Annotated in this window: 19 protein-coding genes; 12 read left to right on the top strand and 7 right to left on the bottom strand. The window is 70.4% G+C overall.

Translation table 11 applies throughout. The features are described from left to right. Positions 1-102 precede the first annotated feature (102 nt). The 5 genes from OG385_RS13890 to OG385_RS13870 all read left to right on the top strand — a co-directional run bounded on the left by OG385_RS13890 (position 103) and on the right by OG385_RS13870 (position 5,623). Entirely contained in the window at positions 103-1,386 is a 1,284-nt protein-coding gene (locus OG385_RS13890) for an adenylosuccinate synthase (protein WP_266854927.1), read from the top strand. Positions 1,387-1,661: 275 nt separating this feature from the next. Next, a complete protein-coding gene (locus OG385_RS13885; protein WP_266854925.1) occupies positions 1,662-3,248 on the top strand; it encodes a hypothetical protein in 1,587 nt (528 codons plus the stop codon). 132 nt (positions 3,249-3,380) lie between these two features. Next, complete coding sequence (locus OG385_RS13880; RefSeq protein WP_266854923.1) at positions 3,381-3,725, top strand: DUF6191 domain-containing protein; 345 nt, start codon at positions 3,381-3,383, stop codon at positions 3,723-3,725. Between the two features lie 57 nt (positions 3,726-3,782). After that, on the top strand, positions 3,783-4,487 hold the full coding sequence (locus tag OG385_RS13875; RefSeq protein WP_266854921.1) for a TetR/AcrR family transcriptional regulator: 705 nt from the start codon (positions 3,783-3,785) through the stop codon (positions 4,485-4,487). 2 nt (positions 4,488-4,489) lie between these two features. Then, entirely contained in the window at positions 4,490-5,623 is a 1,134-nt protein-coding gene (locus OG385_RS13870) for an NAD(P)/FAD-dependent oxidoreductase (RefSeq protein WP_266854919.1), read from the top strand. A 126-nt stretch (positions 5,624-5,749) separates the two neighbouring features. On the opposite strand, the gene OG385_RS13865 is transcribed toward OG385_RS13870, so the two are convergent. The 5 genes from OG385_RS13865 to OG385_RS13845 form a co-directional block, all read right to left on the bottom strand. Continuing rightward, the gene (locus OG385_RS13865) at positions 5,750-6,937 is read right to left on the bottom strand and encodes a methyltransferase (RefSeq protein ID WP_266854917.1); all 1,188 of its coding nucleotides are present in this window, start codon (positions 6,935-6,937) and stop codon (positions 5,750-5,752) included. Positions 6,938-6,957: 20 nt separating this feature from the next. After that, positions 6,958-7,383 (bottom strand): SRPBCC family protein, encoded by a 426-nt coding sequence (locus OG385_RS13860; RefSeq protein WP_266854915.1) that lies wholly within the window; start codon positions 7,381-7,383, stop codon positions 6,958-6,960. Between the two features lie 150 nt (positions 7,384-7,533). Further along, the gene (locus OG385_RS13855; RefSeq protein ID WP_266854913.1) at positions 7,534-7,899 is read right to left on the bottom strand and encodes a PIN domain-containing protein; all 366 of its coding nucleotides are present in this window, start codon (positions 7,897-7,899) and stop codon (positions 7,534-7,536) included. A gap of 35 nt (positions 7,900-7,934) precedes the next feature. After that, complete coding sequence (locus OG385_RS13850; RefSeq protein ID WP_266854912.1) at positions 7,935-8,213, bottom strand: type II toxin-antitoxin system Phd/YefM family antitoxin; 279 nt, start codon at positions 8,211-8,213, stop codon at positions 7,935-7,937. 67 nt (positions 8,214-8,280) lie between these two features. Further along, complete coding sequence (locus OG385_RS13845; protein ID WP_266854911.1) at positions 8,281-8,598, bottom strand: hypothetical protein; 318 nt, start codon at positions 8,596-8,598, stop codon at positions 8,281-8,283. Between the two features lie 227 nt (positions 8,599-8,825). On the opposite strand from OG385_RS13845, the gene OG385_RS13840 reads away from it, so the two are divergent. Together OG385_RS13840 and OG385_RS13835 are read left to right on the top strand one after the other, a co-directional pair. Further along, complete coding sequence (locus tag OG385_RS13840; RefSeq protein WP_266854910.1) at positions 8,826-10,193, top strand: aspartate aminotransferase family protein; 1,368 nt, start codon at positions 8,826-8,828, stop codon at positions 10,191-10,193. A gap of 339 nt (positions 10,194-10,532) precedes the next feature. Beyond that, on the top strand, positions 10,533-11,525 hold the full coding sequence (locus OG385_RS13835; protein ID WP_266854909.1) for a DUF2599 domain-containing protein: 993 nt from the start codon (positions 10,533-10,535) through the stop codon (positions 11,523-11,525). A 79-nt stretch (positions 11,526-11,604) separates the two neighbouring features. On the opposite strand, the gene OG385_RS13830 is transcribed toward OG385_RS13835, so the two are convergent. Next, the gene (locus tag OG385_RS13830) at positions 11,605-12,990 is read right to left on the bottom strand and encodes an FAD-binding oxidoreductase (protein ID WP_266854908.1); all 1,386 of its coding nucleotides are present in this window, start codon (positions 12,988-12,990) and stop codon (positions 11,605-11,607) included. A gap of 454 nt (positions 12,991-13,444) precedes the next feature. Here OG385_RS13830 and OG385_RS13825 point away from each other — a divergent pair, with 454 nt between their 5' ends. Continuing rightward, positions 13,445-14,833 (top strand): hypothetical protein, encoded by a 1,389-nt coding sequence (locus tag OG385_RS13825; RefSeq protein WP_266854907.1) that lies wholly within the window; start codon positions 13,445-13,447, stop codon positions 14,831-14,833. 46 nt (positions 14,834-14,879) lie between these two features. Here the strand turns inward: OG385_RS13825 and OG385_RS13820 are convergent, their stop codons facing one another. Next, on the bottom strand, positions 14,880-16,115 hold the full coding sequence (locus tag OG385_RS13820; protein WP_266854906.1) for an MBL fold metallo-hydrolase: 1,236 nt from the start codon (positions 16,113-16,115) through the stop codon (positions 14,880-14,882). Positions 16,116-16,423: 308 nt separating this feature from the next. On the opposite strand from OG385_RS13820, the gene OG385_RS13815 reads away from it, so the two are divergent. From OG385_RS13815 to OG385_RS13800, 4 genes are all read left to right on the top strand, one after another. Beyond that, complete coding sequence (locus tag OG385_RS13815) at positions 16,424-17,170, top strand: GntR family transcriptional regulator (RefSeq protein WP_266854905.1); 747 nt, start codon at positions 16,424-16,426, stop codon at positions 17,168-17,170. Then, positions 17,167-19,605 (top strand): dolichyl-phosphate beta-glucosyltransferase, encoded by a 2,439-nt coding sequence (locus OG385_RS13810; protein WP_266854904.1) that lies wholly within the window; start codon positions 17,167-17,169, stop codon positions 19,603-19,605. The genes OG385_RS13815 and OG385_RS13810 overlap by 4 nt, the downstream gene beginning before the upstream one ends. 230 nt (positions 19,606-19,835) lie before the next feature. Then, the gene (locus OG385_RS13805) at positions 19,836-20,486 is read left to right on the top strand and encodes a hypothetical protein (RefSeq protein WP_266854903.1); all 651 of its coding nucleotides are present in this window, start codon (positions 19,836-19,838) and stop codon (positions 20,484-20,486) included. A 114-nt stretch (positions 20,487-20,600) separates the two neighbouring features. Continuing rightward, positions 20,601-21,665, top strand: a complete 1,065-nt coding sequence (locus tag OG385_RS13800; protein ID WP_266854902.1) for an NAD(P)-dependent oxidoreductase — start codon at positions 20,601-20,603, stop codon at positions 21,663-21,665. The last annotated feature ends 177 nt before the right edge of the window (positions 21,666-21,842 follow it).

Raw genomic sequence — 21,842 nt, 5'->3', positions numbered from 1 at the left:
CGTCTATTCCGGGGCAGCCGGTTCGACGGTTCAGGTATCGGCGTACGCCAGACGTGCGCCCCCTGACCTTGGACATGCCCCGCCCGGAAGGGGTGTACGCCTGTGCCCGCACTTGTGCTGCTCGGTGCTCAGTGGGGTGACGAGGGCAAGGGAAAGGCCACCGACCTCCTCGGTGGATCCGTGGATTACGTGGTGCGCTACCAGGGCGGCAACAATGCCGGCCACACGGTCGTCGTAGGCGACCAGAAGTACGCGCTCCACCTCCTCCCTTCCGGAATCCTCTCGCCGGAGTGCACTCCGGTGATCGGTAACGGAGTCGTCGTCGACCCAGCGGTCCTGCTCTCCGAGCTGAGCGGGCTGAACGACCGCGGCGTGGACACGTCCAAGCTGCTGGTCAGCGGTAACGCGCATCTGATCACGCCGTATCACACCACCGTCGACAAGGTGACGGAACGGTTCCTCGGCAAGCGGAAGATCGGCACCACCGGCCGGGGCATCGGCCCGGCCTACGCCGACAAGATCAACCGTGTCGGTATCCGTATCCAGGACCTCTACGACGAGTCGATCCTGGAGCAGAAGGTCGAGGCCGCGCTCGACGGCAAGAACCAGATCCTCGCCAAGCTCTACAACCGGCGCGCGATCGAGGCCGGCCAGATCGTCGAGGAGCTGCTCGGCTACGGCGAGCAGATCCGCCCGTACGTCGCGGACACCGCGCTCGTCCTGAACAAGGCGCTGGACGAGAACAAGGTCGTCCTCATGGAGGGCGGACAGGGCACGCTCCTGGACGTCGACCACGGCACGTACCCCTTCGTCACGTCGTCCAACCCGACCGCCGGCGGCGCCTGCACCGGTACCGGCGTCGGCCCGACGAAGATCACCCGGGTCATCGGGATCCTCAAGGCCTACACCACGCGGGTGGGCGCGGGCCCCTTCCCGACCGAGCTTTTCGACGAGGACGGCGACAAGCTGCGTTCGATCGGCCACGAGTACGGCGTCACGACCGGCCGCGACCGCCGCTGCGGCTGGTTCGACGCGGTCATCGCGCGCTATGCGACGCGGGTGAACGGGCTGACCGACTTCTTCCTCACCAAGCTCGACATCCTCACGGGCTGGGAGCAGATCCCGGTGTGTGTGGCGTACGAGATCGACGGCAAGCGCGTCGAGGAGCTGCCGTTCAGCCAGACGGACTTCCACCACGCGAAGCCGGTCTACGAGTACCTGCCCGGCTGGACCGAGGACATCACCAAGGCGAAGACCTTCTCCGACCTGCCGAAGAACGCGCAGGCGTATGTGAAGGCGCTGGAGGAGATGTCCGGCGCACCGATCTCGGCGATCGGCGTGGGCCCGGGCCGGACCGAGACGATCGAGATCAACTCGTTCATCTGAGAGACCCGAGAGGCCCGAGAGGCCCGAGAGGCCCCAGAGGCCCGAGAGGCCCGAGAGGTCTGACGGGCCTGAGAGACACCGCGGCACTGGACGGCGGCCGACCTGTAGTGACGGGTCGGCCGCCGTCGCGCGTGAGTCCCCCCGGTTGAGCCGCCATTGAACCGACCACGACCCGTTTCGTGCGCTCCGTGAAGAATTTCCCCGCTGTGCCCTTTCTGTTCGCCCTGCCTGGCTACTCTCCACTCGCCCCGGCCCGGCACAGGAGAGGCACGTTCATGAGCGCCCCCGTCCACCGCACCTCAACTCGGCAGCCCGTCGCTGCCCTGACGCAGCGCCGGGACCGGAGCCGGGACCGGAGCCGGGCCGGGAGCCCGGCCCGGAGTTCGGCGGAGCGCGCCCTCCTCCAGATCCAGTCCAGCGCCGGCAACCGGGCCGCGACCGCGGCCGTGCAGCGCGCCAGGGGCGCGGCGAAGGAAAAGGCACCGCAGAAGGCGCCGGAGAAGGGCAACGCGACCACCGGACGGAAGAGTTACCGCGACCGGATCGCCGCGGTCCTCGACAGGCTCAAGAAGAATCTCGAATTCATCGACACCTTCGTCAAGGGCGTCCAGGTCCCCGCCAACGCGGGCTTCTCCCAGCAGGCCTCCGCCACGGTCAACGACGGCCTCAAACACTCCGCCGGCTCATCGGGGGCCGCCGCCGCGTCGGAGAACCTCGTCACGGAGGCCGCCGGCGCCGTGCTCAGTGGCATGGAGGCGGCCAAAGCCAGGAAGGACGCCCAGAAGTACAAGAGCGGGGCCGCCTTCCACGGAGCGGACAAGAAGTCCAACTCCAAAACGGCGGACGCGGTCGTCAGCGCCGCCGGCGCGGGAAACTACGCCCTCGGTATCGCCAAGGAGCTGACTAAAGCCCAGCTGGCGGCGCACGCCATGACAACGGCCGAGGCGAGCGGTATCGGCTCCAGCGCTTTCGGCGCGGCGAAGGGCGCCCGTGCGGCGGGCCGCTTCGGCATGACGGCCCGTAAACACCGTGCCCTGAAGGCGCTCACAAAGCCCGACCGCACCGACGACGATGCGCTGGCCCGGCTGAACGAGAGCCGGCAGGCAGCCGAATGGGCAGCGGCCGAGGCATACGTCGCGCTGGACGCCCACTGGGACCACGAGGGCGATGACCGGCTGGAGCGTGTCTCCGAGGCCATCGACGCGGCCTGGGCGGCGATGGGTGAAGCCCGTGACGCCGCCAGAGACGTCAGGCGTGCCGAAGACAGGAACACGATGGACACGGTGCACACGTACGCGCTCGGCAAGCAGCGCAACAAGATGGGCAAGCAGGCTCTCACCGCCGTGGGCGAGTCCACCAAGGCCGCGGGCGGCATCGTGACGGCGGTCGCCGCCACAGCGGGAGGAGCCGGACTGGCGAGCAACCCGGTCGGCTGGGGTCTTGCCGCGGGTGCGGCCGGTCTCGTCCTCGGCGTCACCGCCTACAAGGCAGGCCGCGCGGGGATGAAGCGCTACGAGGGGGCCCGCCACCCCGAACGCTGGGCGGCCGACGGGGCCCCGGCGGAGCCCGCCTCCCGCGAGGACGCGCTGAAGGAGGCCCTGAAGTTATGGAAGAAGGTGCAGAACGGTGAACGCCAGGCCATGGCCCGCAAACTGTACGGACTCGCCGCGGGCGCGGACATCAACGGGAGCGGCGACACAACGGCCGAAATGCGGGACTCGGCCAGAGCCCTTCTCATCGCTCTCAAAGCAGGCCCCGCCAACCATCGGCTGACCCCGGACGAGTGGGCACATTCCCTCAACGACCCGACGAAGAGCGCCGCTTGGGTCAAGGAGATAGCGGAACAGCTGTCCTCGGCCTGAGCTCCTGGCGAGGACGGACTGCTCCTCGGCGGCCACCGGGCTGCTTCGGCGTACGCCGGCAGTGGGATGCAGGCCCGCATGATCTCGAACGGGGGCACGCCAGGCGTTCCGCGGTCTCGCCATACTGCCGGTATGGGATTCGTCGTTTTCATGACCTTGCCCGGGCTGGTCATCCTGCTGACCGGAGTGGCCTTCGTCGATCAGTTGCTGTTGCGCGCCGGGCGGGCCGGTGTGCTGCCGTGGCGCAACTGGGCCCGGCAGGGTCAGATATCGGCCACCGGGTTCGAGCAGCTGCACGCGACCCTCTCGGCGGGGAAGCAGAACGAACTGAAGGAGCGGCAGTCGTCGCTGGTCATGCGGGACGACGAGGACGACGGTGCGCCGCCGAACCGGACGATGATCGACCTGGAGAGCGGGACCGCGGTCGTCCGGATACCGCCGGACCAGGACGCTGCGGGCGCTCCGGCTTCCCCGTAACGACCATGGTCGTAACGACCATGGTCGTAACGACCGTGGTCGTGTTACCGTGAATACATGGAGGACATCGGAACCCCCGAGACCGGCAGGAGCCGCCGCGAGCGGCCCGCCAAGCCCGCCCTGACCCGTGACGGGATCGTGGCGACCGCAGCGGCGATCTTCCGCTCGGAAGGCCTGGCCAAGGTCACCATGCGCAGCGTGGCGAAGGCCTTGGACACCGGCCATGCGTCGTTGTACGTCTACGTCCGGAACACCGAGGACCTGCACGCTCAGGTGCTCGACGTCGAGTTGGGCTCCGTCGCCCTTCCCGATGACTCCCGGCCATGGCGCGCAAGTCTCGTGGCGCTTCTCCTCGACTACGGCCGGGTCCTGCTCTCGCATGCCGAGATCGCCCGGATGGCGATCCGGACGCGCCCCGACGGCCCGCACTACGTGGCCCTCGTCGAGGCGGTGCTCCGACAGCTGGACCGGGGCGGCGTGACGGGGCAGGCCGCGGCGTGGGGCGTCGACATCCTGCTGCAGTATCCGGCCGCCGTGGCGGCCGAGCACGGGGGCGCCACACCGGACACCGCAGTCCCGGCCCGCGCCCAACAGCCGGCAGCGCCGGGCCTTACGGCGGCCCCGGACAGGTATCCGCACATTGCCGCCCTCGCCGATCAGCTTTTCTCGGGCACCCCGGAGTCCCGCTCGGAGTGGGCCCTCAACGTGCTCATCGACGGCCTTGTCGCCGCGACTTCGCGTACCACTGACGGAAGGAACTGACCATGCCCACACCCCGTATCGCCGTCATCGGCGCCGGGCTCAGCGGTCTCGTCTGCGCCCGTATCCTCCAGCTCCACGGCATCCCGTGCACGGTCTACGAACGCGACGCGGATGCCGGGACCCGTCAGCAGGGCGGCTCGCTCGACATCCACCACGACACCGGCCAGATCGCGCTCGAAGAGGCGGGCCTCTACGAGACGTTCCTGCGCCACACCCACGAGGGCGGTGAAGCGATGCGTGTCCTGGACAAGTCGGCACGGGTCTTCATCGACGAGGGTGACACGGGTTCGGGCGGACGCCCGGAGATCGACCGCTCGATGCTGCGGAAGATGCTCGTGGACTCACTGGAGCCCGGCGCGATCAGCTGGGGCAGCAAGGTCGTCGGCGTCAGCCCCACGGAATCGGGACCCGTCCTGGAGTTCGCGGACGGAACCACCGCGCAGGCGGACCTGGTCGTCGGCGCGGACGGTGCGTGGTCGAAGGCCCGTGCCGCACTGACCCCGGTGAAGCCGTTCTACACCGGCATCACCATGGTCGAGATCCACCTCGACGACGCTCCGGCCAAGCACCCGGATGCGCTGGCGCTGGTCGGGCGCGGCTCGCTCTTCGCCGTGTCCGACAACAAGTTCATCGGCGGACACGGCGGTGACCACATCTGGCTCGGCCTGGGCCTCCGGGTCCCCGAGGACTGGGCGACCACGAGTGGAGTCGACTGGGCGGAGGACCCCACAGCCGGCCGAGAGGCACTGCTCGGCATGTACGCGGACTGGGCGCCCTCGCTCACCGACCTGATCCGGCACTGCGACGACACGATCGTCCCGCGGCCGATCCACGCGCTCCCCACCGGACACACCTGGGACCGCGTCCCGGGGATCACGCTCGTGGGCGACGCCGCCCACCTCATGTCCCCGTTCGCCGGCGAGGGCGCCAACATCGCCCTCATCGACGGCGCCGATCTGGCCCGCGCCATCATCGCGAACGACGACCTGGAGCAGGCTGTCGCCGCGTACGAGCGGACCATGTTCCCCCGCGGTGCCGAATCGGCGCTCCAGTCCGCGTATGGGCTCGACATGATGTTCAACGAGGAAGCGCCCAAGGCTCTGGTCGACTTCTTCACCAAGCCGAACGCACACTGATTCGCCCCGGCACGCCCCGGCACGCCCCGGCACGTCCCGGCGGGCGGGACCGGCCCGGAGCAACTCCCGTGCCCCGCCCGGGAGTTGCGGGACACGGGTGGGAGTGGCCTTCCGGGTGGGCGTCGGTTACCGCTTCACGGCCCGCAGGATCACGAACTTCGGGTCGCTCGTCACGACCCGGCAGTTGCCGAACGTGCGCTGGAGCATGACGTGGTAGCTGAGGTGCCGGTTGCCGACGACCCACAGTTCGCCCCCGGTCCGCAGCGCCTCACGTGCGCCGCGGAACATCCGCCGGGACGTCTGGTCGCTGGTCGCCTGGTGGGTGTGGAACGGCGGGTTGTTCAGTACGAGGTCGACCGAGCCCGGTTCGACACCCGCGAAGGTGTCGCCGATGCGGAACTCCGCCGGGGCGTCCGGGCCCAGGTTCTTCCGGAAGGTGGCCTCGGCCGATGCGACCGCCTGGAACGACTCGTCGGTGAAGACCACTTCGGCCCGCGGGTTCGCCAGCGCGACGGCCGTGCCGACGACGCCGTTGCCGCAGCCCAGGTCCACCACCCGCTGCGGGCCCTCGTACTGCGGCAGGTGCGGCAGGAAGAACCGGGTGCCGATGTCGAGGCGTTCGGCGCAGAAGACTCCGGCGTGGTTGACGACGGTCCGTCCCGACGCGGCGCCGATGCCGGACGGCAGTTCGTAACTGCGCGGCCAGGGGCTGGGACCCGGGGTGAGTGACGGGTCGGGGGTGCAGAAGATCAGCCGGGCCTTCTTCACCGCGAGGGACGTCTTCGTGGGCCCGATGATCTGCTCGAAGAGCTTCAGGGTCGAGGTGTGGATCTCCTTGACCATGCCGGTGCCGACGACGACGGTCCCGGCATGCACGGCGGGCGCGAGCCGGTGCAGCTGGTCCTCAAGGAGCGCGAGACTCTTCGGCACCCGGACGATCAGCACATCGATGCGCTCCGGGGGCGCGTCCTGCGTGGAGAGCAGCCGCACGGAGCCGGAGCCGGAGCCGGTCCGGTTCCGCTCCAGATTGGCGCGGGTCGCCTCCTGCCCGAGGAAGGAGTCGGTGATCTGGACGACCTCGCCGGCCCCGCCCTCCGGGTCCGCCGCCCCGGCCAGTGCGGTGGTGAGGGCGCCCCACCGGTCACCGGCCACGACGGTGGTTCCCGGGACGGTCCCCGCGGCGGCGGTCCCGTTCTCCTCAAGATGGCGCAGGAGATATTCGTCAGCGGCGTCCCAGGCGCGCAGCTGGTCGCGGGGGTCCTCGGGGAACCGGGTGAGGGCGAGCGAGCCTGATGACGTCGGCAAATGGTTCATTGCCGACCAGGCTAGCCGCCTCAGGAGGCGACCGTCTTCTCGGCCAGTTTCTGGAATTCGCCCAGGTCGTAATGTGCCAGGGTGGAATCGAGGTTGGTGAGTGCGCCCAGGTGCTCGACGAAGCCCTTGGGGTCGTACTCGATCTGGAGCGTCACCCGGCTCGTCGTGTCGGTGAGGTGGTGGAAGGTGACCACACCGGCATGGTGGACGCCCTCGATGGTCCGCCAGGCGATCCGGTCCTCCGGTACGACCTCGGTCAGCTCGGCGACGAAGTTCTTGTCGGCGCCGGGCAGCGAGAGCTGCCAGGCGAAGCGCTTTTCGTCGATCGGCTCGACGAGGCGTACGTGGCTCAGGAAGGCGGGCCAGCGGGTGACGTCGCTCCACAGGGCCCAGCTCACGGCGACCGGGGCGTTGATGTCCACAGTTTCGATCAGCGATGACGACATGCGTGCCTCTCTTCGTTCGTGGGCTCGTTCTTCACGGGACCGGCTACCCGGAGACTGATCGGCCACACGGAACGACGGGTCGGCCACATAAAACGGCCGTACGCGCGAGGCGGCCGTCTTCCCGGCGAGTGCGGACTGTGCGGACTGCGTTCACACGGGGATGACGTCGACGCCCTCTTCCAGCCCCTTGAAGCCGTCGGTGTTCCGCGTATAGAGCGGGAGCCCCTGTGCTGCGGCTGTGGCAGCGATCATCAGGTCCATCCGGCGGGGACGGACATCGCGTTTCGCCCGGATGGTGAGAGCGACCAGCGTGCCGAATCTGCGGGCCGCCTCCCGATCGAAGGGAACGGCCGCGAACTCTGCCTCGACGTCGGCAAGGCGCTGCGCTCGCGCCATCATCTCCACCGGGTCCTTGGTCATCGCCACGCCCTGGGCCAATTCTGCGAGGACGATCGAGGAGACAGCCGCCTCCACAGGCAGCAAGGCCGGATCGATCACCGGCAGATCGATGACCACACACGTGTCCAGCAGCCCACGCGGGCGCCTGTGGGTCACGCGCGCTCCCAGGGATTCTCATCGTCACCGACACGTTCCTCGGTACCGAAGAACTCATCGGCCTCCGCACGCATCCGAGCGGCGTCGACCTGCGGAGCATGGCGCCACTTCCGCTGGAGCTCCTCGACCGGGACGAAGCGGCGTCGGGCGGCGAGCGGCCGCACCTCGGCGATCTCGTTGCCGTTACGAGTGACGTGGTACGTCTCACCTGCCTCGACGTCGTCGAGCACTGCCTTGGAACGCGCGGCGAGTTCCCGTTGGGTGATGGTCTTCATCTCTTCAGTGTATTGCAGCGTAATGCGTCGCGCTACGGAGTTGCTCCGGCCCGTCCGGCGGCCTCGGTCAGCCCTGCTTGGTTGTATCCCGATGGGCCGGGGCCGGGTGCGGGGAGACGGTGGTGGTGTGAGGTGCCGGGGTCTTCGATGCGCTGCCCGTGTTCATGACCGCGTACACCGATCCGCCCGCGCCCACCGCCACTATCAGGGCTACCAGGATCAGCGCGAGCGTCCAGCGACGGCTGCGGTCCGGTGGTCCGGGCGCCGGCGCGGGGGTGTAGTAGCTGTACCCGGGCAACGGCGGGCCCGGTTCGGGGTCGCCCGTACCGGCGGCGGCACTCTCTGCGCCGGTGTGGTGTGGATCGCCCGGCTGGAGCTTCTTCATGGCTGTGCCGCCTCCCCCGTGGCCGCGCCACCGCGCGGGCCCGCTGGAGGCGAGGATAGTGCGCCCGTGCGAGGCCCGGTATGGCCAGGAGAACCGGTTCTGCCGGCCATTCCGTAACGGCCGGCGGCCACCTCGCCGGGCAGTGTGACACTCTGCCGACGAATCCCGCCGAGTACATACAAGATGGCCATGTCCGTCCCGACCTGCGGATCCCTACGCTGGGATGTATGACCCCTCAGATCCCGCAGCCCGATCCCCGTGCAGGTGCGGCCGTCAAGGCCGCCGACCGTGCGCATGTCTTCCACTCCTGGTCCGCCCAGGACCTGATCGACCCGCTCGCCGTCGCCGGCGCCGAGGGTTCGTACTTCTGGGATTACGAGGGCAACCGGTACCTCGACTTCACCAGCGGTCTCGTCTTCACCAACATCGGCTACCAGCACCCGAAGGTCGTCGCCGCGATCCAGGAGCAGGCGGCGAAGATGACCACCTTCGCCCCCGCCTTCGCGGTCGAGTCGCGCTCCGAGGCCGCACGCCTCATCGCCGAGCGCACCCCCGGCGACCTCGACAAGATCTTCTTCACCAACGGCGGCGCCGAGGCCGTCGAGAACGCCGCCAGGATGGCCCGGCTGCACACCGGCCGCGCGAAGGTGCTGAGCGCCTACCGCTCGTACCACGGCGGCACCGCCACCGCGATCAACCTCACCGGCGACCCGCGCCGCTGGGGTTCCGACACCGCGACGGCGGGTGTGGTGCACTTCTGGGCGCCGTTCCTCTACCGTTCGCCGTTCTATGCGAGCACCGAGGCCGAGGAGAGCGCCCGCGCCCTCCAGCACCTTGAGGACACCATCGCTTTCGAGGGTCCGCAGTCGGTGGCCGCGATCATCCTCGAAACCATTCCGGGCACCGCGGGCATCATGACCCCGCCGCCCGGCTACCTCGCGGGCGTCCGGGAGATCTGCGACCGGTACGGCATCGTCTTCATCCTCGACGAGGTGATGGCGGGCTTCGGCCGGACCGGCACCTGGTTCGCCGCCGACCTCTTCGACGTCACCCCCGACCTGCTGACCTTCGCGAAGGGCGTCAACTCGGGGTACGTCCCGCTGGGCGGCGTCGCGATCTCCGGCGAGATCGCCGAGACCTTCGCCAAGCGTCCCTACCCGGGCGGGCTCACCTACTCGGGCCACCCGCTGGCCTGCGCGGCAGCCGTCGCGACGATCAAGGCCATGGAGGAGGAGGACATCGTCGGCCAGGCCGCCCGCCTCGGCACCGACGTCCTGGCCCCGGCCCTCGCGGACCTGGCCGCACGGCACCCGTCGGTCGGCGAGGTGCGCGGTGTGGGCGCCTTCTGGGCGCTGGACCTCGTACGGAACAGGGAGACGCACGAGCCCCTGGTCCCGTACAACGCGACGGGCGAGGCCGCCGCCCCGATGGCGGCGTTCGGCGCGGCGGCGAAGAAGCACGGCCTCTGGCCCTTCATCAACATGAACCGCACGCACGTGGTGCCCCCGTGCAACATCACCGACGCGGAGGCGAAGGAGGGCCTGGCGGCCCTGGACGCGGCGCTCTCGGTGGCCGACGAGCACGTGGTCGCGTAGGTCCTGTCCGGCCGGTCTTCGTGGGCCGGACAGGACCTAGCCGGCGGGCAGCAGAGAGGGGGACGCGGGGGCGCTCGGCGTCTCAGCGTCCCCCGCACGGAACGGTTCGGCGACGCTCCGGGCCTGCCCGCCGTCAGGGGGGAGGAACTGTGTCCCCAGCCGTGAATGTGCGGGGCGATTGGACGCAGGATCTGCACACAGCGTGGCCGGATCACGCCTCTTTGCTGTTGTGGCGGCGTCGTTAGCGTGTCGGCTGTGACTCAACACACAAGTCCTCATTCAGAGGGACCGCTGCAGCGCGCACCCCGGCGGGGTGCGCTGCGCAAGGCGGCAGGTGCCGTGTTCACTTCGATGCTTCTCGCTCTGGCCGTCCAGGTTCCGCGGGCCGCCGCCGACGACCACGACGCCGTGATCTGCGGGCACCACGTCCAGGGCGCGATCTTGGCGAAGTACCAGGAGCTGGGAGGGGAGAAGTCGCCTCTCGGCTGCCCGAAGACCGATGAGCTGACCACCCCGAACGGGGTCGGCCGCTACAACACCTTCGTCGGCGGATCGATCTACTGGAGCCCCGATACGGGCGCCCACCCCGTGTGGGGGACCATCGGCGACAAGTGGGGAACCATGGGCTGGGAGGCCGGCTCCCTCGGCTTTCCCGCCGGAGACGAGCTGACCAACCCCGACGGGGTGGGCAAGCGCCAGCAGTTCCAGCACGGCACCATCTACTGGCACCCCACCTTGTCCCACGGCGCCCACGCGGTCTCGGGCACTATCGGCTCGGTGTGGTCGGCGTACAACTGGGAGTCCGGAGACTTCGGCTACCCGACGTCCGACGTGTCCTGGGACAAGGACAACAAGGAGAACTACCAGAGGTTCGCGAACAAGAACCTGACGATCTTCTCCAACCCGAACGGCAACGGCATCGAGGGATGCGAAAGTGCGTGCGCGGGCTACTACGGGGTGGTGGGGGACAGCTCAGGTGACCAGGCAACAGACCTGATCAACGAAACTCGCGTCGAGATCCCGATGGACGCCTGGAACACCAAGTTCGTCATCCGCGCATGGCCCACGCTGAAGGGACGCGCCGCCTCCAAGGCGGACTTCAAGCTGGGCTGGGACCAGATGATGAGCCGGGTGCCCACGCCGTGGGCGATGACCACCACCGAACGCAGTTCGCTGTACAAGCAGTTCGCCTGTCATGCCGTCTTCACGTTGCCCAAGAAGCCCGGCCAGTGGCTCGGCGGCCCGTCGTGGGACTTGGAGTCCTGGCGGCCGGACATTTCATGGGTGAAGGCCATGGACCCGCTCACTGACTCCAAGTGCAACTGGAACTGACGCACGGGAGACGCGGGGGGCCGGTCAGCCGCATGTCGCTGACCGGCGCCGGCCCGGCGACGGAGAACCCGGCCCTGCGTCATGCCAGCGCGGCAGGCGCGATGTTCTGATTGGCGCGGAAGAGGTTCTGCGGATCGTAGGTTCTCTTGATGGCGGCCAGCCGGTCGTAGTGGTCGCCGTAGGTGGCCCGGACCCGGTCCTGGCCCTCGCCCGAGCCCATGAAGTTCACGTAGCCGCCGCCCATCGAATGCGGGTGCAGCTCCTCCCAGTAGTCGACACACCACTGCCTGATGGCCCCGGCGTTGGCCGGGTCGGGGTCGATACCGCCGACGATGCCCGACCAGTGGGCATCCCGGTAGCTCCACGCGGTGTCGTCCCGGCCCACCCGGCCGGCGGCGCCGTCGACCGGATACATGTGCATGGTCGACAGGCCGGTGGGCAGGGCCTGGGCGTACTTCGTGTGTACGTCGATGGCGTCGTCGGTGATGCGGTCGAAGAAGTCACCGCGCCAGTACCACTGCAGGCCGGAGGGCAGCAGTGCGTCGAACATCGTCTGCACCGCGGGGTAGGGCATCGGCGCGGTGAAGTGGAAGGCCGGAGCGGCCGGTTCGCCGACGGGGGCGAACATGTCCTCCGCGCGGTCCTGGTCCCCCGTCCAGCACCAGACAACACCGCACATCGGCTGCCCGTGGATCTCCTCGGGGAACGGCGGGGCCGGCGGAACGGTGAGTTCCGCGAAGAAGCCGTTCAGGTCGTCGGGAGCGTCCGGCAGGAAGTCGCGGTACCACTGCAGCACTTCACGGATGTGTTCCAGCGACCAGAGGGTGATCGCCAGCGTCACGGTGTGTACCGGGTGCAGCCGGAACGTGAACGAGGTGGCGATGCCGAAGTTCCCGCCGCCGCCGCGCAGCGCCCAGAACAGGTCCGGGTGATCGTGCTCATTCGCGGTGACGAAGCTGCCGTCGGCCAGCACCACATCGGCGGAGAGCAGATTGTCCACGCTCAGCCCGTACTTGCGCGTCAGGTGGCCGTGGCCGCCGCCGAGGGTGAGGCCCCCGACGCCGGTCGTCGAGACGATGCCCGAAGGGGTACCGAGGCCGAAGGCGTGGGCGGCGTGGTCGAGTTCACCGAGCAGGCTGCCGCCGCCGACCTGGGCGGTCCTGGCGGCAGGGTCCACCCGCACTCCGTGAATCGGTGACAGGTCGATGGTGATGCCGTTGTCCACCAGGCACAGACCGGAGCCGCTGTGGCCGCCGCCGCGGACCGCGGGGGCCAGGCCGTGGGCACGGACGAAGTCCACCGCGTCCATGACGTCCCCGGCGTCCGCACACCGTACGAAGGCGGCCGGGCGCCGGTCGATCATTCCGTTGTATATCTTCCGGGACTCCTCGTACTCGTCGTCCGGTGGGGTGATGACCGGGCCACGCAGTGCGTCCCGCATCCCCTCCAGCACGGTGTTGTCCATGGTGCACTCCTCGCGGAGCCCGGAACGGTTCGGTGACCGTCCGGGCCTGCCCCCTGCTGGACACCGGGTGTACAGGTGCTCGCCAGTGCCCCGGTGCCGTGACCGCGCAGCGGCCGGCCGCCACAGGGCTGACGCCCCTATTTTCCCTCCGGAGGGCGGGCGTCGCATCCCCGCACGGGCCGCGGTGGCTTCGTTCACTGCCGACGGTGCCGGCTCAGGTCATTGATGTGCGTGGCGGGAGGGGGCTGCCCATCAACGCTGGTGGGGTTGAGCTGGCACTACGTAGCCCTCCCGAACAACGGAGCCCGTCATCGCCACCGCTCTGCGGGCCGTCAGCCCGGCCACTGCCACTGCCACTGCCACTGCCACTGCCACTGCCCCGGCCCCGATCACGGGTGCACCCCGTCCGTCGTCACGGTGGTGGCCCATCGCCGCCGCCGTCGTCCCGGCGCTGGTGGCGCTCGCCGTCGGGCTGTGGGGGATCAGGCGCGAGGGCACGCTCTGGGGCGACGAGGCGGTGACCTACGAGATGGCGCACCGCAGCGTCGCCGGGATCTGGCGGACGCTCGGCACCGTGGACGCCGTCCACGGCCTCTACTACCTGCTGATGCACGCCCTGTTCGCGCTCCATGACGGCGGCCTCACCACGCTGCGGCTGCCGTCCGTGCTCGCCACGTCCGCTGCCGCCGCCGGCGTCGGGCTCATCGGGCACCGGGTGGCCGGGCCGCGCGCGGGGCTGTTCGCCGGGCTCGTCATGCCGCTGCTCCCGGCCGTGCAGCGGTACGCGCAGGAGGGCCGTTCGTACGCGCTGGTCTGCGCCCTGGTCGTCTGGGCGACGTGGCTGCTGCTCGCGGAACGCTGGACCGGATACGGCGCGGTGATGCTGGCGGCCTGTCTGCTGCACGAGTTCGCGGTGCTGGCGGTGGTCGCGCACGGTGTGACGGTGTTCGCGCGGCGGGCCGGGCAGCGTGGGTTCCCGCTGTCGCGGCGGGCGTTCACCTGGGCGGCCGGAGGTGTGGCGGCCGGTCTCGCGCCGCTCGCCGTATTCTCCACCACGCAGTCCGCCCAGGTCGAATGGATCGGCAGACCCGGTGTCAGCACGCTCGCCGGGTACGCGGCACTGACCGCCGCCGCGCTGGTCTGCCGCCGCTTCCGGCCGGCTCCCGGCGTACGGGCACTCGCGCTTCCGCTGCTGCTCGTCCCCAGTTGGCTGCTGCTGGCGGTGTCGTACATCCACCCGCTGTACGTCGACCGCTATGTCCTCTTCTGCTCCGCCGGACTCGCGCTGTTGACCGGTGCGGTCCTGGACCGTTCCTTCCTGGACCGTTCCTGCCCGGACCGTGCGGTCCTGGACCACTGCTGGTCGCGGGCGGTCGCGCTCGTGGCGGTCGTCGCCGCTCTGGGTGCGCTGCTTCCCGTGAGTCTGGAGTTGCGGACCCCGCAGAGCCGGAAGAACGACGTGACGGCGGTGTCCGCGGCGGTCGAAGCTGCCGGGCACGCCGGGGACGGGCTGCTCTTCACCCCCGCGAGGCGCCGGGTGTGGACGCTGTGGCGGCCCGCCGACTTCCGCGGGCTGACCGATCTCTCCCTCGGCCGCGCGCCACGCTCCTCCCACACGCTGTCCGGCACCGAGCTTCCGCCGGACCGGATCCGCGACCGGATCCTCGCCGCCCCGCGGATCGTGGTCGTCTCCGACCTGCCCGGCCAGCCGCTGGACACCGACGCCCGGGAGGCAGTGAAGCGCCGCACGCTGCGCACGTACTTCGTGAGCTGCGGCAGCCGGGAGATCACCTCGGCCCTGATCACCGTCTACGCCCGTCCCGGAGGCTGCCCGCCCACCTGACCGCAGGGCGGGTCCGAGCTGCCTGCGTTTCACCTGCTGAGCAGCGCTACCTGCCCAGCCGTATCCGGTCGAGGTCGTTGCCGACCAGTACCCGGCCGTGGAAGCCCTGTTGGGCCCTGTGCCGCCAGGAGTCGTGGGGGACCAGGAAGGTGTCGGCCGGGGTGATGTGCGTGAGCACCAGCGTGTGCACCCCGCAGCGCCGGGCCAGCGGGCCGACCTCGGTGACGTCGGTGTGTGCCGCCGCCATGTGGTGCAGCAGCGCTTCGCTGTAGCCGGTGCTGTTGCGGTAGAAGTCGAGGTCGATCACCTCGTGTACGAGGATGTCGGCGCCCCGCGCCAGGCGGACCATGTTGTCGGAGAGCGCGGTGTCCCCGGAGAAGACCACCGAGCCGTCCGGGGTGTCGAAGCGGTACGCGAAGCACGGGAAGACCAGCCCGTGCGGGACCAGGACCGCGCTGACGCGAACCGTTCCGTCGTCCATGACCAGGAACGGTTCCATGTCCGGCGCGGTGTTCCCGACCGGGTCGGCACCTGTCCCGGGAGGCAGTTCGATCTCGTGCACGTCGACATGCGTGTGCGGGTCGGGGCGGCCGGACTCGCGCATGAAGATGTTGCTGCTGTACGCGGTGGCTTCGAGTGACTTCTCCGTCAGGTCCTTGAGACCGGGCGTCGGATCGGCCGGGTCGACGGTCCCCGGCTGCCCGCCGCCGTAGGCGTCCGGCAGTGCGCCCGCCGGGCCGGGGCCGTAGGCGTCGAACGGGGACAGGACGGCGTCGCCCACGTCGTTGACTCCGTGCGCGGCCAGCAGCACGAAGTTGGCGTAGTCGGCTATGTGGTCGATGTGCAGGTGGGTGATGAAGACCGACGTCAGGTCCTGGAACCTCAGTCCGGTCCTGCCGTACTGAGTGACGGCGGAGCGCCCGCAGTCGACGACGTAGACCTTTCCGCGGACGGAGAGCGCGGAGGCGGTTCCGGCCCGGGTGGTGACCGGTGGTGGGCCACCTGCGGTGCCCAGCAGGAACACTTCGGTTCCGGCGGGGGAGACCCGCGCGGGGCGCGCGTTCGACGCCGGGGAGACCTCGGCCGCTCGGGCCGTGTCCGCCTCAGCCGTTTCCGTGCCGAGGGCGGTCGCGGCGGTCCCGCCCGCGGCGAGCACCGCGGCGGAGGCGCCCAGCAGTTGACGTCGGGAGAGGGGCCCGTCCGCGGTGCGGGGCCGGTCCTCGCCGGACGGATCGGAGCGGTCTTGGCGGCGGTCTTGGCTGCGGCCTCGATCAGGTGTCATGGGACCAGTCCTCGGCAGGCGGGCGTGGAGGCGACGGACGCGTCGAGCATAGAGATAGTTAAGGGGTTAGAGAAGATGCGGCCGCGTCAACAAACCTGATCAACAAACCTGCGTCAACGAACCTGCGTCAACGAGCTTTCGTCAACGAACTTTCTTCAACAACCCTGCGTCACAACCCTGTGGGGCAGCACCGCCGGCCGGCCCCGTCGGCCAGTACCGCCGGGGCCCGTCTCCGATCCGGGCTGAGCCGATCGGAAGGCCCGGTCGGCCGTAGGGTGTCCCAGAGTCGGACGAGGGGAAACAAGACCATGCCCGCGAGCGGAGCGGTGACCCGCAGTACTCTGCGGCAGCAGATCGCCGACGCGCTGCGTGACGAAGTGCTTGCGGGCCGTCTTCAGCCGGGCGAGATCTTCACCGTCAAGCAGATCGCCGAAGGGTACGGGGTCTCGGCGACCCCGGTCCGTGAGGCGCTCGTCGAGATGTCCGCGCAGGGGCTGCTCGACTCGGACCAGCACAAGGGGTTCCGGGTCCACCAGTTCTCGGTCGACGACTACTGCTCCATGGTCGAGGCCCGGTCGCTGATCATCGACGGGATCTTCCGGCGGCTCACGCTGCGGGGTGTGGCGGGTGAGGCGCTGCTGTCCGTGCGCCGCCGGGCCGAGGAGGCCGGGCAGGCGGCGCGGACCGGCAGTCTGGAGATCCTCATCGGGTACGACCTGCGGTTCTGGCGTGAGCTCGGTGCGCTCACCGGTAACCGCTACATCTCCGACTTCCTGCACCGGCTGCGCGTGCAGTGCTGGGTGTTCGCCGTGCCGTACCTGCGCGGCCGCGCAGAACTGGCCGACGCGCTGTGGCAGGGCCACGAGGAGCTGGTCGATGCTGTGACCAGCGGCGACGGCGAACAGGCGCATGCGGTGATCGACGCGTACAACGCACACGCCGTCCGCTGGGCGGAGCAGCTGCGCGCCACCGCCCCGGCCCCCGGCGAGGACAGCGCGTCCGGCGGGGACAGCCCGTCCGACGGTGACCGTACGACCGACGAGGATGCCCGGTGAGCGTCGTGGAGCCGCAGGCGGCGGAGCTGACGGTGGCGCTGTCCGTCGTCGTGCCCGCCTACAACGAGGAGGGGCGGCTCGGCCCCACGCTGGAGGCCGTCCGTACGTATCTGGACGGGCGGTCCGGCAGCTGGGAGCTGGTGGTCGTCGACGACGGTTCGGCGGACGGCACCGCGCGCATCGCCCGCGAGGCCGCCGCAGCCGACCCCCGGGTCCGGCTGGTCAGCAGCCCGGGCAACCGCGGCAAGGGGCACGCCCTGCGGCTCGGTGTGGCCGCGTCGAAGGGCGTACGGGTGCTGGTCACCGATGCCGATCTGGCCACGCCCATCGAGGAGTTGGACCGGCTCACCCAGGAACTGGAGACCGGGTACGAGGCCGCGGTCGGCTCGCGGGCGCACCCCGATTCCACCGTCGAGGTGCACCAGGGGCGGCTGCGCGAGTCGATGGGGCGGATGGGCAACCGGCTCATACGGGCCGTCGCCGTCCCCGGCATCCGCGACACCCAGTGCGGGTTCAAGCTCCTGGACGGCGACAAGGCACGCGAGGCGTTCGCCGACGCGCGGCTCGACGGCTGGGGCATCGACGTCGAGATCCTCCAGTACTTCCGGCGCCAGGGATGGGCGGTCGCCGAGGTCCCGGTCCGCTGGTCGCACCAGGAGGGCTCCAAGGTCGGGCCGCTCGACTATCTGCGGGTCCTCGCCGAGCTGATCCGGCTGAAGGCCCGCGCGGTGCGCGGCACCGACCTGGCGGTCTGCGGCCTCTTCCTGCTGGCGTCCGTGCTGCTCTACAAGAACCTCTGGGCCGACCTCGGACACGGCTACCTCCGCGACTCGCTCCAGGACCAGAACCAGTGGGAGTGGTTCTTCGCGGTCACCGCGGACAACGTCGCCCATCTGCACAACCCGCTCTTCACCACCGCGCAGAACTTCCCGGCCGGGGTGAACCTCATGGGCAACACCCCCATGCTCGGGCTCTCCGTCCCGCTCACCCCGGTGACGCTGGCGTTCGGGCCGACCGTGACCTGGGCGCTGGTGCTGACCGGCGGGCTCGCCGCGACGGCCGCCGCCTGGTACTGGCTGATCGCCAGGCGGCTGGTCCGCAACCGGTGGGCAGCCGCGCTCGGCGCCGCGCTCGCCGCCTTCGCGCCGCCGATGATCTCGCACGGCAACGCGCACCCCAACTTCCTGGTGCTGTTCATGATCCCGGTCATCATCGACCGGGCGCTGCGGCTCTGCGAGGGGGAAGACGTCGTACGGGACGGGGTGCTGCTCGGCCTCTTCGCCACGTACCAGGTCTTCCTCGGCGAGGAGCCGTTCCTGCTCGCGGCCCTCGGGATGCTGCTCTTCGCGCTCGCCTACGGGCTGCTGCGCAGGGACGTGGCGCGGGCGGCGTGGCGCCCGCTGCTCAAGGGGCTCGGGGTCGCCGCGCTGACCGCGCTGCCGCTGGTCGCGTACCCGCTGGGCTGGCAGTTCTTCGGCGCGCAGAGCTACCACAGCGTGCTGCACGGGAACAACGCGGGCAACAGCCCGCGCGCCCTCCTGGAGTTCTCCGGGCGCGCCCTGTTCGGCAGCGACGCGACGGCCGACAAACTGGCGCTCAACCGGACCGAGCAGAACGCCTTCTACGGCTGGCCGCTGGTGGCGCTGGCCTTCGCGATCACGGTACGGCTGTGGCGGCACCCGCTGGTCAAGGCACTGGCGTTCACCGCGGTGGCCGCCGCGGTCCTCTCGCTGGGCCAGAAGATCCGTATCCCGTACACGCATGTGGTGCTCCCCGGCCCGTGGCGGCTGCTGGCGCACCGGCCGCTCTTCGAGTCGGTGATCGAGGGCCGGGTCGCGATGATCTGCGCCCCCGCGCTCGGCGTGCTGGTCGCGCTGGCGGCCGACCGGCTGATCCGCACCCGTGTTCGCGCGTACCGCGCCTTCGGGGGGTTGGCCGTCGCGGCGGCGCTGGTCCCGATCGTGCCCACCTCGATGCCGGTGCAGAGCCGCCCGGACGTCCCGGCGTTCATCGCCGACGGTATGTGGAAGAAGTACGTGGGCCCCGGCGAGTCCGTGGTCCCGGTGCCGCTGCCCGACCCGGGCAGCGCGGAAGCCCTGCACTGGCAGTCGGCCACCGGCGTCCACTTCCCGGTGCCCGGCGGCTACTTCAACGGGCCGTACGGGCCGGACCGCACCGGCATCTACGGAGCGCCGCCCCGCTACACGTCGAACCTCTTCCGGGACGTCCGCTACGGCGCGAAGATCCCGGCGATCGGCCCCAACTGGCAGGCGCAGGCGCGCTACGACCTGGCGTACTGGAAGGCCGGCGTGGTCGTCATACCGCCCGAGGACAACGACGCGGCGCTGTACGTCACGGTGGAGAAACTGCTCGGCCGGCCGGGGCAGCGGATCGGCGGCGCGTGGGTCTGGCCGGTGGGCAAGGGCAGCAGCTGACCCTGCACGGCGGCGGGGCGGGGGCGCCCAGGACGAGCGGGGGTCTTCCGGCGGGGAGCGTCCGCGACGACCGGCGGTCTTCCGGGCGGGAAGCGCCCATGACGACCTGAGGTCTTCCGCGCCGGGAGAGGCCAGGACGACCGGGGGTCTTCGCGCAGAGTGAACCGCGCATTACGCTGGCCGGACAAGCCCGCTCGGGGGGTGACCCCCGAACCCCGCTAGGAGCCCCGTTGGCCTGTGACCTGTGGCTGGTCCCCCTCGTCGATGTGCTGTGCCACAGCCCCGACAACCCCTTCGCGGAAGAGATAGCCGTCTACGACAAGGCACTCGGCGAAGCCGGTCTGCCGTCCGTACCCGTCTACGCCTATATGCCGGGCCTCTCGGGCGACGTGGCCCCGGTGGCCGGTTTCGACTACGACGCCCTGCACTTCCTGCGGCGCGCGTACCTCCTGAAGATCTGCGGCCTGGAGGTCGCGCCGGTCGATCACCTGGGCGGCGACTACGAACAGCTCCTGGAGATGTTCGAGTCCACGGCGCAGCAGTCCCACCTGGTGTGGCACTACGACCACGCGGGGGCCTATGTCCCGGTCGACTTCGCCGCACCGCTGTCCAACGACGAACTCCTCGAAGGCGGCGGCCCGCTGGGCTCCGCCCACGGCCTGCTCCGGGAGCTGGAGGTGGTGGCCGGGTCCATCGGTATCGACGCGGCGAACCCTCCGGCGACCCCGCAGGCTCCGTCCCGTCCGACATCGCTGGAGGAACCGGCAGGCCCGGTCCCGCCGGACGACAGCCCGTTCGCCCGGGAACGGCACGTATGGCTGGGACTGCACGCGGCGGCCACCCGCAGCCTCGCGCAGGGGTCGATGATCGTCTTCAGCTGAGTTCATCCACACCGGAGCTCGGCTCCACCGCCGGCGGGGCGTCCGGACCGCCGTCGTCTTCACCCGGCCGGGCTGACCATCGCCTTCAGCCCGGCCGGACGTACGCTTCAGGACATGCGTGTACTTGTCACTGGAGGCGCGGGTTTCATCGGCTCGCACATTGTCGCCGACCTGACCGCCCGGGGTCATGAACCGGTGGTGTTCGACGCCCTGTTGGCCGCTGCGCACGCCCAGCGGCCGTCCCCCACCGGCGCGGAGTGGATCGAGGCCGACGTCCGGGACAGGGCCGCGGTGGAGAAGGCCCTGCGCGGTGTGGACGCGGTCTGCCACCAGGCGGCGATGGTGGGGCTCGGCAAGCACTTCGCGGACGCGCCGGACTATGTGAGCTGCAACGACCTCGGTACCGCTGTGCTGCTCGCGGCCATGGAGAGCGCGGGCGTACGCGACCTGGTGCTTGCCGGGTCCATGGTGGTGTACGGGGAGGGCCGTTACGACTGCGCCCGGCACGGCGTCGTACGCCCGGGCCCGCGCTCGCCCGCCGATCTCGAAGCGGGCCGGTTCGAGCCCGTCTGCCCGCAGTGCGGCGACGACGTGGCGCCGGGCCTGGTCACCGAGGAGGCGCCGGTCGACCCGAGGAACGTGTACGCGACGACGAAGCTCGCCCAGGAGCATCTGGCCGCGGCGTGGGCGCGGGCGACCGGCGGCCGGGCGGTCGCGCTGCGCTACCACAACGTGTACGGGCCCGGAATGCCCCGGGACACCCCGTACGCGGGGGTGGCGTCCTTCTTCCGCTCGGCCCTGGCACGCGGCACGGCACCGGTCGTGTTCGAAGACGGCGGGCAGCGGCGGGACTTCGTCCATGTGCGGGACATCGCGTCCGCCAACACGGCGGCGCTGGAAGGAGTCCCGGGCCGCGCGGCCGGGGAGCTGCGCGCGTACAACGTGGGCAGCGGGGAACCGCACACGATCCTGGACATGGCACAGCAGCTCGCCACGGCGTATCCGGGGCCTGCCCCGCTGGTCACCGGGGAGTACCGGCTGGGGGACGTCCGCCACATCACCGCGTCCTCCGCGCGGATCCGGTCCGAACTGGGCTGGCTGCCTTCGGTGCCGTTCGCCGACGGGGTGGCGGAGTTCGCCCATGCGTCGATGCGGCCGTCGGCCGTGGCTCCGGCCTGAGGCACCGGTCTGAGGCTCAGCTGTGAGGCACCGGTCTGAGGCACCGGCCAGGCCGCGGCGCCGCCTGCTCCGGTGTGCGCTCCGGTGCCCGCTTCCGGTGCCCGCTCCGGCGTGAGCCGGGCGTGCCAGAACCCCGTCCGGGCGTGCCAGAACCCCGTCCGGGCGTGCCAGAACCCC

The organism is Streptomyces sp. NBC_01306, assembly GCF_026340465.1.
Classification (GTDB): domain Bacteria; phylum Actinomycetota; class Actinomycetes; order Streptomycetales; family Streptomycetaceae; genus Streptomyces.
The sequence above is the reverse complement of the archived record's forward strand: the minus strand, read 5'-3'. Positions and strand labels throughout refer to the sequence as shown.

Excerpts from the sequence above, each read along its gene's own strand:
- OG385_RS13885 (WP_266854925.1), top strand. The coding sequence starts at position 1,662 with ATGAGCGCCCCCGTCCACCGCACCTCAACTCGGCAGCCCGTCGCTGCC.
- OG385_RS13880 (WP_266854923.1), top strand. The coding sequence starts at position 3,381 with ATGGGATTCGTCGTTTTCATGACCTTGCCCGGGCTGGTCATCCTGCTG.
- OG385_RS13875 (WP_266854921.1), top strand. The coding sequence starts at position 3,783 with ATGGAGGACATCGGAACCCCCGAGACCGGCAGGAGCCGCCGCGAGCGG.
- OG385_RS13870 (WP_266854919.1), top strand. The coding sequence starts at position 4,490 with ATGCCCACACCCCGTATCGCCGTCATCGGCGCCGGGCTCAGCGGTCTC.
- OG385_RS13865 (WP_266854917.1), bottom strand. The coding sequence starts at position 6,937 with ATGAACCATTTGCCGACGTCATCAGGCTCGCTCGCCCTCACCCGGTTC.
- OG385_RS13860 (WP_266854915.1), bottom strand. The coding sequence starts at position 7,383 with ATGTCGTCATCGCTGATCGAAACTGTGGACATCAACGCCCCGGTCGCC.
- OG385_RS13850 (WP_266854912.1), bottom strand. The coding sequence starts at position 8,213 with ATGAAGACCATCACCCAACGGGAACTCGCCGCGCGTTCCAAGGCAGTG.
- OG385_RS13845 (WP_266854911.1), bottom strand. The coding sequence starts at position 8,598 with ATGAAGAAGCTCCAGCCGGGCGATCCACACCACACCGGCGCAGAGAGT.
- OG385_RS13840 (WP_266854910.1), top strand. The coding sequence starts at position 8,826 with ATGACCCCTCAGATCCCGCAGCCCGATCCCCGTGCAGGTGCGGCCGTC.
- OG385_RS13830 (WP_266854908.1), bottom strand. The coding sequence starts at position 12,990 with ATGGACAACACCGTGCTGGAGGGGATGCGGGACGCACTGCGTGGCCCG.
- OG385_RS13820 (WP_266854906.1), bottom strand. The coding sequence starts at position 16,115 with ATGACACCTGATCGAGGCCGCAGCCAAGACCGCCGCCAAGACCGCTCC.
- OG385_RS13815 (WP_266854905.1), top strand. The coding sequence starts at position 16,424 with ATGCCCGCGAGCGGAGCGGTGACCCGCAGTACTCTGCGGCAGCAGATC.
- OG385_RS13800 (WP_266854902.1), top strand. The coding sequence starts at position 20,601 with ATGCGTGTACTTGTCACTGGAGGCGCGGGTTTCATCGGCTCGCACATT.